At 46.5% G+C, this 13,296-nt stretch carries 11 protein-coding genes; all 11 read left to right on the top strand.

Annotated elements, in window-relative coordinates:
* The 11 genes from K8S15_09445 to dapF all read left to right on the top strand — a co-directional run bounded on the left by K8S15_09445 (position 1) and on the right by dapF (position 13,275).
* The gene (locus tag K8S15_09445) at positions 1 to 1,500 is read left to right on the top strand and encodes a hypothetical protein (protein MCD4776256.1); all 1,500 of its coding nucleotides are present in this window, start codon (positions 1 to 3) and stop codon (positions 1,498 to 1,500) included.
* A gap of 68 nt (positions 1,501 to 1,568) precedes the next feature.
* Positions 1,569 to 3,773: a type I DNA topoisomerase gene (gene topA, locus K8S15_09440; protein ID MCD4776255.1), complete on the top strand. Its 2,205-nt coding sequence runs from the start codon at positions 1,569 to 1,571 to the stop codon at positions 3,771 to 3,773.
* Entirely contained in the window at positions 3,749 to 4,651 is a 903-nt protein-coding gene (locus K8S15_09435) for a tyrosine recombinase XerC (protein ID MCD4776254.1), read from the top strand. Before topA ends, K8S15_09435 begins: the two co-directional genes overlap by 25 nt.
* The gene (locus K8S15_09430) at positions 4,648 to 5,991 is read left to right on the top strand and encodes a DUF2723 domain-containing protein (protein MCD4776253.1); all 1,344 of its coding nucleotides are present in this window, start codon (positions 4,648 to 4,650) and stop codon (positions 5,989 to 5,991) included. Before K8S15_09435 ends, K8S15_09430 begins: the two co-directional genes overlap by 4 nt.
* Entirely contained in the window at positions 5,967 to 6,743 is a 777-nt protein-coding gene (locus K8S15_09425) for a hypothetical protein (protein MCD4776252.1), read from the top strand. The genes K8S15_09430 and K8S15_09425 overlap by 25 nt, the downstream gene beginning before the upstream one ends.
* Before the next feature lie 26 nt (positions 6,744 to 6,769).
* The gene (locus tag K8S15_09420) at positions 6,770 to 7,723 is read left to right on the top strand and encodes a hypothetical protein (protein MCD4776251.1); all 954 of its coding nucleotides are present in this window, start codon (positions 6,770 to 6,772) and stop codon (positions 7,721 to 7,723) included.
* On the top strand, positions 7,723 to 8,259 hold the full coding sequence (hslV, locus tag K8S15_09415; protein MCD4776250.1) for an ATP-dependent protease subunit HslV: 537 nt from the start codon (positions 7,723 to 7,725) through the stop codon (positions 8,257 to 8,259). The genes K8S15_09420 and hslV overlap by 1 nt, the downstream gene beginning before the upstream one ends.
* On the top strand, positions 8,259 to 9,575 hold the full coding sequence (gene hslU / locus K8S15_09410; protein ID MCD4776249.1) for an ATP-dependent protease ATPase subunit HslU: 1,317 nt from the start codon (positions 8,259 to 8,261) through the stop codon (positions 9,573 to 9,575). The genes hslV and hslU overlap by 1 nt, the downstream gene beginning before the upstream one ends.
* Before the next feature lie 35 nt (positions 9,576 to 9,610).
* Positions 9,611 to 10,192, top strand: coding sequence for a gliding-motility protein MglA (locus K8S15_09405; protein MCD4776248.1), 582 nt, complete (start codon positions 9,611 to 9,613; stop codon positions 10,190 to 10,192).
* A 57-nt stretch (positions 10,193 to 10,249) separates the two neighbouring features.
* Positions 10,250 to 12,445 (top strand): hypothetical protein, encoded by a 2,196-nt coding sequence (locus tag K8S15_09400; protein ID MCD4776247.1) that lies wholly within the window; start codon positions 10,250 to 10,252, stop codon positions 12,443 to 12,445.
* The gene (gene dapF / locus K8S15_09395; GenBank protein ID MCD4776246.1) at positions 12,442 to 13,275 is read left to right on the top strand and encodes a diaminopimelate epimerase; all 834 of its coding nucleotides are present in this window, start codon (positions 12,442 to 12,444) and stop codon (positions 13,273 to 13,275) included. The genes K8S15_09400 and dapF overlap by 4 nt, the downstream gene beginning before the upstream one ends.
* The last annotated feature ends 21 nt before the right edge of the window (positions 13,276 to 13,296 follow it).

The following is a 13,296-nucleotide window of genomic DNA, read 5'->3' as shown; positions in this document are numbered from 1 at the left end:
TTGAATCAGAGCAGGCTGGTCGATCTCCTTCTTGTAAGATTAAGCAGGGAAGAAGAGAAGAAAAAGGTAGAAGAACTGCTTATAAGCGAACTTGGAATGTCCATCGAAGAAGCCAGGGATAATGTTGAGAATTCTCCAAGCATTCTCAGCGAAGGCGTTGAGATGGAGCAGGCCAGAATACTCCAGGACAGGATGTATCCATTCGTAGACCTGCTCCCAAGACAATACGGCGATAATGCTGTCAACCCGGATGTTCAAGAAAGCGGATCTGAAGAATCATCCTACGAGTTGATTACCGATAATATTCCCGTAGTTGAGGATAAAGAAGATGAATTGCATCCTGACACCGAGGATTCTGGTGAAATATACCATGATCAGAGTTCTGTAAAAGATGATGATTATCCTCGTAAGCACTTCAACGATGACGATGATGATTCACTTATAATTACATCCGCTGCCGAAGAGATGCTGTCAGTCGAAAGATGCCACATATGTGGAAGAACACCGACAAACGGACAGAAGCTTGTTCCATGTCGAACTTGCGAAGAACTTACTTGTTCAGATTGTTTCAACAGGAAATATCACGTATGCGAGAAATGCGCTTCTGAGGGAAGGGTAGTTGACAAGCCGCTTGACTCAGCGCCTCATCCCACAGAACAGAAAAAGAAGGTCAAGCACACCGAGACGAAAAAAGTATCTCCAAAAACAAAAGCAAGAACAACAAAACCCGGGCTATTTTCAAAAATCTCTCCTTTACTTATTGTCATTATCGCACTGGTTCTTGTTATTGCAGCCTTCACTATTATCGATCCATTGAATCTTTTCGTTTCATCAAATAACAGCATTGATGAAATCGAAACCGTATATGCCGATACCGCAGTTATTCATGAGCCTGACACGGTTCTATCGGATTCGGTGGCAGTTGCTGACACAACTCTTTCTGTGGATACAACCATCACCTCTGAGGATTCTCTGCTTACAGATTCCCTGATTGTTAACGGATACATATCACTGAGAGACATTTCAATACCCGATTCCCTCGGAACGCCGGAAGAGTATTCTCTTCCCTTGATGCTGACTTCATCACCCGTTTCGAACATAGAAATACAGATCGATTCCTTACAATTACTGGTCGAACCCATGGGTAAGCTTGCGGCGATTTATTCAATAAAGTTCGATGCTTTTTCGTTAGTCAGTACTGATGACGGTTTTGACATTCTTATTATGTCAATACTGCATCCTGAACCTGCTGAAAAAAGAACGGCACTGATAGGAAAACTGGGAATGCTTCTCGATTCGACAATGGTTGACCAGATGGTTCTGTATTACAGAGAAAACCAGTATTACGAAACTAATATATTCTCGTTTACCGCTGACAGTTTCAGTATCCTTTCAGGATCCAGCAGCCCATATTTCCTTCAGAGGAAACAGGCAATAATACCTGAAACAGCGGAGTTGGTCACCGGCAGGATCTTCGACTGGATGACAGATTTGAACTGATCAATCACTTTTTGAGAACATTCTCCAAAACAATATCACATATTAGAGTTTATAATCATGAAGGATATATGAGTAAGAAAAAAAGCCTTGTAATTATCGAATCACCTGCGAAGGCCAGCAGTCTTCGCAGCTATCTTGGTGACAGTTACGAGGTGATCGCTTCGTACGGTCACGTAAGAGATCTTCCAAGGAACTACCTTGGAGTTGACGAAAGCAAAGGTTTTAAACCTTCCTATACAATACTTCCGGATAAAAGGAAAGTTGTAACCATGCTTAAAAAGAAAGCCAGCGAGGTCTCCAGAATCTATCTTGCAGCCGATCCTGACAGAGAGGGAGAGGCAATATGCTGGCACCTTTCGCAGATACTGGAACGAGAGGGTGTCGTATTCAGCAGGCTGAGATTCAACGCGATCACGAAAGACACAGTTCTTAAATCTATTAAAAACCCCAGTTCAATTGATATGCAGCTTGTTGACGCTCAGCAGGCAAGAAGGGTTATGGATCGGCTTGTGGGCTACAAAATATCTTCGTGGCTCCAAAAGATAATGGGGAAGGGCAAAAGCGCTGGAAGAGTGCAATCTGTAGCTCTCAGGATGATTCAGGAGCGCGAGGATACCATCGGCAGTTTTCTGCCTGTTGAATACTGGCTGATTGACGCACGTTTTACTCAGGGAAAGAATTCATTTACCGCGAATCTTCATAAAATTGATGGAAAAACATCGGGAAAACCGGGAAAGTTTCCGGAATGCGAAGAAGAAGCGGAGAATATCATTGAAAGAATTAATGAACCAGATATCATTTGGGAAATCTCGAAAGTAGATTCCAGAAAGAAGGCTGTAAATCCTCCTCCTCCCTTCATTACAAGCACACTTCAGCAGACAGCCTCCAACAGATTGTCGTTCTCTCCTTCAAGAACAATGTCAATTGCCCAGAAATTGTACGAAGGCATATCCTTCGGTAAAAGCACCAGAAAAGGGCTTATTACTTACATGCGTACGGATTCCGTAAGAATGAGTCCGGATAGTCTGAAGGATTGCAGGAAATATCTGACTGAACGATACGGTTCGGGTTTGCTGTACCCTAAAACCAGAAGGTACAGAGGTTCAAAGGGCTCACAGGATGCCCATGAAGCCATCAGGCCTGTCGACATTCGGCTTACACCGGATGAACTCACATCTGTTCTCAGTACACCTGAGCTTTCCCTTTACAGACTCATCTGGAATCGCTTCGCGGCTACTCAGCTTATAGATGCTGAAATAATGAATACGACTGTAAGCGTATCGGGAGCAGGCCTTGAATTCAAATCTACCGGGGAAATACTGCTTGAACAGGGTTTTTCGATAATCGATCCTGCATTCATTAAAACAAAGAACAGGCTTCCCGAAGTGAAGAGGGGTAATGTTTCCCTGCAATCATTCAGCAAAGAACAGAAGTTCACAGCACCGCCTCCCAGATTCTCCGAGGCGAGGCTTGTAGCTGAAATGAAAAAAGCAGGTATTGGAAGACCTTCTACATACGTTAGTACAATAAAGACACTAAAAAACAGAAAGTATGTAGAGAAGGACGGAAAGACCCTCAGGCCCACAGAACTCGGAACAACCACTGTGCGAATACTTACAAAAATGTTTCCACATATCTTCAAGGTTGATTTTACGGCAAAAATGGAAGACCTCCTCGATTCGGTTGCAAATGGCACTGAATCCTATATGAATGTTCTGGAACAGTTGAACCTTCCACTTGAATCCTCTCTGAAAAAGGCGCTGCAAAGTACCGATCAGTACAGGAATGAACTGCAGCAGGATACGGGGGAGACATGTCCTGAATGCGGTTCTCCTCTTGTCATTCGGTGGGGAAGATATGGAAAATTCAAAGCCTGCACCGATTTTCCCAAGTGCAGGTACTCAAGCCCTCTTGAAAAAGAGAATTCAACAGAATTCTCAGGCAGGAAGTGCCCGATATGTGGCGGTAACCTGTTACTTAAAAATGGCAGGTTTGGAAGATATCTAAGCTGCAAGAACCATCCTGAATGCAAACATACAGAACCTGTGCCAACTGGTGTGATGTGTCCCGAGGAAACGTGCAGTGGAGAACTGGTCGAGAAGAAATCCGGAAAGGGAAGGCTTTTTTATGCCTGCAACAGGTTCCCTGAATGCAAATACGCAGTATGGAACAGGCCGGTCGATAGAACCTGTCCCAGGTGTGGCTTTCCAATACTGGTCGAAAAAAAGAAAGGTATCTGGTGCCCCAGTTGCAGAAAGAAAATTGTGAACTGATAGAAAATTTCTGCAGGGATCTGCTTTTTGGCCGGAGATTTTCCGAGAACACAATAAAGGCATACAGAGCCGATCTCTACAGATTCAATAACTGGCAGAAATCCGAGAGTATTCTTGATGGCTTTACACTGAACGGGTTGAGGGGATTTCTTCGACACGAAGCGTCAAGAGAACTTGATCCGAAATCTCTGGCAAGGGAGGTTTCATCTTTGCGGACCTTCGGGAACTGGATGCTTGAAACTGAAAGATTACCCTCGAATCCGGCAAAACTGATTGCAATGCCTAAAACAGCAACCAGATTACCCGGGTTTCTCAGCGTCCGGGAGGTGCAGCAGGTAATCGACAGTTTCGATGTATCATCGGTTCTTGGCAGACGCAACCGAGCTGTAGTTGATCTTCTTTACGGAGCAGGTTTAAGAGCTTCAGAATCCGTTTCGGTACTTCTTTCCGGACTGAACCTGCAGGCAAGAGAGATAAAAATCATGGGTAAGGGAAAGAGAGAAAGAATAGTACCTCTTCCAGAATTAACCTGCAGATCACTGAAATTATGGATTGACAGCAGGAGTGAGCTTGCAGTGGATTCTACCGCTGATCCGGGAACCGTATTTATCAGCATCCATGGAAGAAAGCTTGACCCCAGAGATATCCAGCGTATTGTTGCATGCGGAGTGAAAAAAGCTGCCCGGGCAGCGGGAGCAACGCCTCACACTTTCCGGCACAGCTTTGCAACCCATCTGCTTGATAATGGAGCCGACCTGAGAGCGGTTCAGGATATGCTGGGACACGCTACTCTTTCTACAACCCAGGTTTACACGCACCTGACAATGGAACGATTGAGGAAGGCATACAGGAAAGCACATCCCAGGGGGGAAGATTGACTAATAGTATTGAAGAAATAAGAAGAATCAGAATTGACAGGTCAATTGCCTTAATAGTAGGACTGATTGCCCTTTTAGCATACCTGTTAACTCTCGCTCCCAGTGTAAGTTTCTGGGACAGCGGAGAATACGTGACCTGTTCATGGACTGCGGGTGTTCCACACCCGCCCGGTGTTCCCCTGTTTGTTCTCCTTGGAAGATTTAGTACTATCGTGTTTTCCTTTATCCCGGCAGTGGCGGCAAGGGTTAATACTTTGTGCGCATTGGCCGGAGCAGCCACCATCGGCCTTCTTGTCCGCCTCGTTCAGCGATGGGGAAACAGAATGGATTTCGCGCCGGACTGGTACAGGCCAATGGCTGTTCTTTCCGGATTTATTGCCGCTTTCAGCTACACCATCTGGCGTAACAGCAATGCCACCGAAACCTACGCCACGGCGTTACTGCTGACATTTATCATAATGTGGTCATTCGACTGCTGGATAGAGAAATACGCAGAGAAAAAGCATGAAAAGGGAAAAAAGGATCATGGCGGCTGGGGAGAAGCGAGGTATCTGCTTCTAATTTCCTATCTGATAATCCTTGCTGTCGGAAACCATGGCAGCGTACCGTTCGTTACCGGCCCCCCTATACTTTTGATGTTCCTTATTTACGCCTTCAGGAAGAAGACGGATATATGGAAACGATCCTGGTTCGTTCTTACAATAGTCGGCCTGGTAGTTCTGGCTTTCAGTATTCATCTTTATATGCCCCTTCGCGCTGTGCAGAATCCGGAAATAAACGAACGTGACAGTTCCCACTGGACCGATTTTGAGAAGGCTTTCACTCGAGAGCAGTACGGCAGAACATCGATCCTTGAGCGGAAGGGTCCGTTCATCGATCAGATGAAGCTTTATATGAAATATCTATCCTGGCAGTCCGGAAGGGTGAATGACGGATGGGATCGTTATCTGGGTGATACGGCTGGTTCAGCCGCATCCATGGTCGTAAGGATATTATTGATTTTCGGAGCGATTTACGGACTGGTGGTTCTGGGCTTGAATAGACCTAAACTGCTTCTATATCTGGGTTTACTATTTCTGATGTCATCAATCCTCTTCATTTTCTTCATTCTCAATTTTAAAACCGGTACAGAGGCTACGCTTTTAGGAGAAGTAAGGGAGAGGGACTATTTCTTTGGAGCTTCCTTCGCCCTTTTTGCTATATTCTCGGGAATAGGGCTGGTTTCCGTTTTCAAAGATTTCCTTACGAACAAATCGAGACTGGCCTGGGTAACATTGCTGATACCCGCTTTATCAATTGGTGTGAACTCATACAGGTGCGACCGCGGGATTACGGTATAAATCTTCTGGAAAGCTGTCCTCAGAACGCTGTTCTTATTACCAACGGTGACAACGACACATTCCCCCTGTGGTTCGCGCAGGGAGTTCTGGGAGTACGCAGAGATGTCATTGTAAGCAACCTTAGCCTGATGAACACGAACTGGTACGTGCAGCAGCTTGTAGAAAAGGATTCTCTCCTTCTTGATTACGATGACTATGGACTTGTTGATTCGCTGCATCCTGTTTACATATGGGGTCCGCACTATTTCCATTTGAATGAAAACGGACAGGCTGAATCATCACCAATTGACGGGGCGATTCTCCGGGTAACATTTAACCAGGTGTGGCCCTGGGCAATAACCAGCAGCTCTATGGCCATGGCTATGCCCACAGAGGGTTTATCCAATCAGGGCGCGCTTGCAATGCAGGATCTCGTTCTTTTGAACATGATCAAGAACAGGCCTGTTCATGGTCGCGAAATTTACTTCGCTGGCACGGTTGCCCCCGAAAGCCGGAGATTTCTTGAGCATTACCAGGAAATGGAAGGTATAGCATTCAGCATAACAGATCATCCCGTCGTGGATGCCGTCAACGGAGTTCGGGGCTGGCAGCTTATGAACGAGTATCAGTTCAACGGAATCGAAGATCCATCCATATTCAAATGTGATCAGGCCGTGCAGCTTCTGAAGAACTACGTTTCAGCATATCACAGGCTCGCCTATCATTACATGGCAGCCGGAGAGCCGGACAGTGTACAGATGGCCCTGGACTAACACTTCCCGACGACTGGGCTGAGATATTGCCGTCCAGAGCCATGATAGTTGGTAAGCTGATCGATGGTCTTCACGGACCTGCTGCTGCCGCGGATACTCTAGAGATTCTTGCTGCCGAAGCGATGGAAGCTGCCGAGAGACTTGGCAATCGGGAACTCCTGCAGCTGTCCTATTCGATTTTAAACATGGCAACAGGTTCGGAGAACACTTTCGGATACCGGCAGGAGATGGAGTACAGAAATCTTTTTAACATTATTGATGACAGTTCAGTGTCATTTGAATGGACAACCTCCGATGAGGGTTCAATACCATTTGCATGGATGAAGATTGAAGTATCACTGATGTTCTCCGATTATATTGGAGCCTGGAGTATTCTCGACGGGATGGATGTGCAACATAACCTTCAATCGGTTGAACTGGCTGCGCTCGCACGGAGTACGCTCGAGGATATTCTTGATAATTCAAGGACGGGAGCAAGAGTTAATCCCCGTGACAGCGGCCTGTCAATATTCTTTGAATTCATCAGTCAGGACAGCTCAAATAGAATTAGCCTTACAGAAGACGCGAACGCCGGAGATATTATTGACTCTATGGTTGAACTGGCTTCAAGGGGACGCATCATGTCATCCATATCCGCGGGACTTGTCCTGTCCGACTATATTGAGGATGAAGCTGAAGCCGAGACAGTAGAGGGATTTGCCTTGATGCTGCTTGAAGAAAGTCCTGAAGAGGCCAGGCGGTGGTCAGAATGGTTCGTTATTGAAGGCAGAAGGGTATCTCCGGAAGCACTGGCCTGGATGGCTGCCAGGGGCGGGAAACCCTATTTAATGTATGCAGCCCTCTGTAGAAGCAGCCATGTTTCTGATTTAACCCTGTCCGAAATTCTTCAGGATCCCGCATCGTATGCTGAATCCTTGCCTGAACCGGGCGGAGGCTCAGGAAGTTATTCCTGGGTCAATACTCTTGATGGAGGATCATAATCGAAGATATTCACGCAACAACCGTACTCGGGATAGTCCGTAACGGCAAAGCCGCGATGGCTGCCGACGGTCAGGTCACCCTTGGTGAAACGGTAATCAAGAGTACGGCAAAAAAAATAAGGAAGCTGTACTCCAATACCGTACTTGTGGGTTTTTCCGGAACGGGAGCGGATGCGTTTGCCCTTGTTGAAAGACTTGAAGAGAAACTCGAAGCAGCAAGAGGTAATCTTCCCAGGGCTGCAGTGGAACTGGCTCGGGAATGGAGAACCGATAAATACCTCAGACAACTCCAGGCTCTTATAGCAGCCGTTGACAGTAAGCATGCCTTGCTCATAGGAGGTTCGGGAGAAATCGTTGAGGCTGAGGACGGAATTGTTTCGGTTGGTTCCGGTCAGTCTTACGCTATGGCAGCGGCAAGGGCACTCGATGAACATACGAAAATGGGACCGGCGAAAATAGCCCGTGAGAGTTTAAAAATAGCTTCATCGATATGTATATACACAGGCGGAGAAATACAGATCGAGGAGCTTCACTGATGAAAAGAGATCTTACCCCGGCACAGATCGTTCAATGGCTTGATCGTCATGTCATAGGCCAGGATAGCGCAAAACGTTCTGTAGCTATAGCCCTTCGCAACCGCTTCAGAAGAAGGGAAGCAGCTGAGGAGATCAAGTCCGAAATATATCCAAGTAATCTTATAATGATGGGACCTACAGGCATAGGTAAAACCGAGATTGCCAGAAGGCTTGCCAATATGACAGGAGCCCCTTTCGTAAAAGTCGAAGCTTCAAAGTATACTGAAACCGGTTATGTCGGCAGGGATGTTGAGTCAATGGTCAGATCCCTTGTCCGTCAGGCAGTGAACATCGAGGCTGAAAAAGCTGCAAAAGAACGTGAGGAGCAGGTAAGAGACGTTGTAAGCAGTAAACTGGCTGAAACACTTAAAAAAACCGGATTCGATTCCATATCAAACAGTGAAATTATCCGGATGCTTGATAAGGGTCTTCTCGACGATAACGAGATCGAACTGATACTTCCGGAGAGCATCGCGCAGATGGAGATAATGCCACTGATACCAGGCGGGGGAGGCTTCGATAATCCAGCAGGCGAGAACCTGAAGAAACTCATGCAGAAAATGGTTGGCAGCAGACGAAAAAGGAAGAAGCTGACCGTATCTGAAGCCAGGGAACGTCTTTACGAAGAAGAAATGAGAAGGCTTCTGGAAGGAAGCGATCATATCTCGAGGGGTCTCAAACTCGCCCAGGAGGAAGGGATAATCTTCATAGATGAGATCGACAAAATCATCGGAACAAGTGAAAGCAAAGGACCTGAGGTTTCCAGAATGGGGGTTCAGAGGGATCTGCTTCCGATTGTGGAAGGATGTACCGTACCAACACGCTACGGACCAGTGAATACTGACCATATACTTTTCATTGCCGCGGGAGCTTTTCATGGATCCAGCCCTTCTGACCTTATACCTGAGTTGCAGGGCCGTTTCCCAATGAGAGTCGAACTCGATCCACTTTCGGAAAAGGACCTGTTTCGTATATTGACTGAACCCGAAAATTCTCTTCTCAAACAGTATACTGCACTTCTTGAGGCGGACGGCGTTGAACTCAAACTGAATCGAAAAGCTGCATTGGAAGTCGCCAGAGTCGCCAATTACCTTAACGATGAAACCGAAGATATAGGGGCAAGGAGACTAAGGCCGGTACTAAGTTATCTACTGGATGAACAATTATTTGGGGCACCCGATCTTGTCCAGGGAAATGTGAAGATTACGGGTGCAATTGCTTCGAAGATTTTGCTTGACCTTGCTGATCGTCGAGAAGATGGTAATTATATACTCTAAGTTTGTTTTTTAATGAATTTCTGAAACGGGGATAAATGCATCGATCTGTCAATGAGGTAGCGTATAAAATCGTTTATTACGGACCGGGTCTTTCAGGAAAAACAACTAACCTGAGAAGGATCAGAGACATTATTGCGCCGGAACACCGGGGAAGGCTTGTAACACTCTGCACAAGAGGAGAGCGAACGGTCTTCTTTGACTTTCTTCCAGTGAATTACGCGTCAATAGGAAATGACAGAGTCAGGCTTCACCTCTATTCGGTTCCCGGACAGGCATATTACTCCCTAAGCAGGAGGGTGATACTGGACGGGGTCGATGGGCTTGTTTTTGTAGCAGACAGCCAGACCGAACGTATGGATGCTAATCTGGACAGTATCGAAGACCTCGACAACAACCTTGAATCGTACGGGCTGGAGCTTTCCGGAATTCCGACAATACTTCAGTTCAACAAGCGTGATCTTCCTTCAATCTCATCTGTTGAACATATGGAGAATCTTTTGAACCGATACGATTGGCCAGGTATAGAATCGGTTGCCATTGGGGGTTCGGGTCCTCTGGAAACTCTTAAGATGATGTCCTCCATAATCGCGAAGCAGCATTCGGGCCTGCTGTCCTGAAAGCACAGGGCAAACTCCCTGTCAGATGAAAGATTCTTCTGAATAATGTCCAATGGAATGAAGAAAACGCTTGTCATTTCAGCTTTACTTGCAGCCGTTGCTTCAGGCTTTCTTTTCAGAACATACTTCGCGCGGAAGGTCATGCCGCCTTCCATCAGGATGCAGACAGAAACAACGCAATCCTACAGGTACGCGAAAATGATTTCACAAAATGGTAGTATTCCGGAATTAGATTCTCTCGTGATGCATCCTGAAGGCATGAATACATCCGAGAATTCCATTTTTGAGGAGTATCTTGCCGGAGGTATTCACAGGATAATTGGCGGGGATTTTGATGATTTCATAAAAGCTTTCTGTTTTCTTTTTCCTCTCCTCACAATTCCTGCGCTGTTCCTATGGATGCGCTCTGCCGATTACAGCATTCGATTCGCGCTGGCGGGTTCATCCCTTTATGCCTTTATCTTTCCAGCGCTTTTAAGAGCAAGAGGGGAATCATTCTATAGAGAGACGGTTGCGCTTCCGCTTCTGGTTACACTTGCCTGGCTTACAGAAATAGCTCTTTCGGACGATCATCGGGACGGAACAACTGACAGGAAAGCACTGATTACATCAATCGCGGCAGGACTTGTTCTTTTTCTTACACTTGCCGCCTGGAAAGTATCCGCCTTCATTGTATTTTTCCTTCTGGTTTACCTTTTCTGGAGGAATTATAGAAATGGTGATGTTCCTTTTTCTCTCCGGATCTCATTTGCTGCCGCACAGGTTGCAGCCGCAGTTCTGCTTTCTCATATGCGGCACGATGGAGCCATTCTAAGCCCATCAACAGTAATGGCTGTCCTTCTTGTTCTTCCGCGCTTCAGGAATGTCTGGGTTCCAATTGGCGGAACAATTCTAGCCGTTCTTTCAGTGTTCGCAGGATCCGGTTCCAGCGGGCATGTTGCTGCGGTAATTGCGGCGAAGATACGTTTCATGTTCTCGCATCCTTCCGACCCATCATTGCTTTCCAGTGACGCAAGACTGTTCTGGGTTCCTGGATATACCAGTCCTACTCCTGCGCAGTTCCTGCTTGTTTTCGGTATTCCCGTCGCTGTTGCACTTCCGGGAATGCCAGCGTTTTTCAGGGAGAAGAAGGGCAGACTGGTATTCTGGTTCCTGTTTCTTTCACTGGCAGGATACCTTTTCTTCGACAGGCTTCTTGTATTTCTGGTAATCGCTCTCATTCCGGTGATTACACTCTCACTTCGTAAAACATGGTTATTCATCCCGGCCATTGCGTTATTACTGATGCAATCGATTATCCCGGGAAATGTTGCGGAAATAATCTCGAAAAGCGGGCTTCAGTTCAGGAATACTTCATCATTACTGAATGACATTGAACTGGATTCATTTCTTCATTGGATGCAGAGAGAAACCGGCAGTGATGAGGCGGTACTAAGTTTCTGGCATATTTCGGGACTCGTTTCCGCCTATGCGCATCGACCTGTAATTACACATACCTTCTTTGAAAACAGAAGCAATAGAAGGAACATCGTTAGATTCGCCAGTGTAATGTTCATGCCTGAGGACAGCCTTACTGCATTCATGAAAGAAAAGGAATGCGAACTTGTTGTTTATCAAGCGGATTTCCTGCTGGACGACAGCTATTGCGGCCTTCTGTATCTGGCAGGCCTTGAGGATGTACCGGACGATGCGGTCGCACTGAAAATGCAGTTCGCACCGGAGCTGCTATCTTCACTGACACCTGTTTTTCAGGGTTCATCTCTTCGCGTTTTTAAACTGGGAGAAGCAAACGCGGAACCTGTGCAAAGGCGCTTTCTATTTGTTGACCGTTACAGGCACTGCTACGACGGTTACGATTCAGCCAGAGCCCTTCTCGCAGATCCCAGGGCAGCCTCGGGGTATCTTGCCGATACAGGTATCGAGATGAACGATCCGGATATGCTTTCAGGCGCCCTTCTCATAGGTTTATCCGGAGATGGCCCGCGGGATGTTACGGAACAGATGCTCAACGACCTTATTCAGTTGTATATTCAGTGCAGTTACGATCTAGATAATCTTGCTGAAGATATTGAGACATTTATCTACTGGCGCGGTGAAAGACCTGAATTAAGGCTTCTTCTAGCAAGGCTGTTCGCGTCGGAAGGCAAATTCAATGAAGCAGTAATCGAATATGTGCTTGTACTTGAAGAAGATCCCGAAAATACTCAGGCGGAGGCAGAACTTCAAATGATTACCGACAGGGAAATGGAATGAAACTGAAATTCGTGAAAATGAGCGGCGCAGGAAATGATTTCATACTTCTTGATAACATGGATTCATCGCTTGACGATATCATAACCCCTGACCTTATCAGAAAACTGTGCGCACGGGGTCTGTCAGTCGGGGCCGATGGTCTCCTGGAACTTAAAGATGATTCTGAATACGCATTTCGCATGAAGTTCTATAACAACGATGGAAAAGCTGCTGTAATGTGTGGGAACGGCGGAAGATGCATAGCTGGATACGCAGCTTCAGCAGGCATTGTGCCTGATAGAGGCATTTTCCGTTTCAGAAGCGATGCCGGAGTTCATTTCGCTGAGATAACCGGACAGAACAGCGTCAGACTATGGATGACTGCCCCGGAAGTACATTATCTGGATCGGTACATCGATTTGGATTCCGTAGGTTTACGATTATCATTTCTGAATACAGGCGTACCTCATATCGTTGTCATGTTTGCCGAATCAGAGGAGTTCCCCTTTGAAGAATTGGCACCGATTCTCAGAAATCACGCTCTCTTCGGAAAAGAGGGTGCCAATGTCGATTTCGCATGGATAACCGGTAAGTCGGATCTTTCAATCCGAACCTGGGAGAGGGGTCTTGAGGGAGAGACTCTTGCCTGTGGAACCGGAGCGGTAGCCTCAGCAATCTGTGCTGCTAATATCCATAAAATGTGCCTTCCACTGAATATTACCGTAAGAAGCGGAAGAATATTGAAGGTAGGAAAGAGCAGCCATGGATGGTGGCTCCAGGGTGAGGCAAGAACAGTATACGAAGGTGTTCTTGAAAGTCCCCCGAACGAAGACTTGACGGTAGCTTTATGAAAGCATATTCATCTCGTCGGT

The organism is Candidatus Aegiribacteria sp., from assembly GCA_021108005.1.
In the GTDB taxonomy this organism is placed as follows: domain Bacteria; phylum Fermentibacterota; class Fermentibacteria; order Fermentibacterales; family JCC-6; genus Aegiribacteria.
The sequence above is the reverse complement of the archived record's forward strand: the minus strand, read 5'-3'. Positions and strand labels throughout refer to the sequence as shown.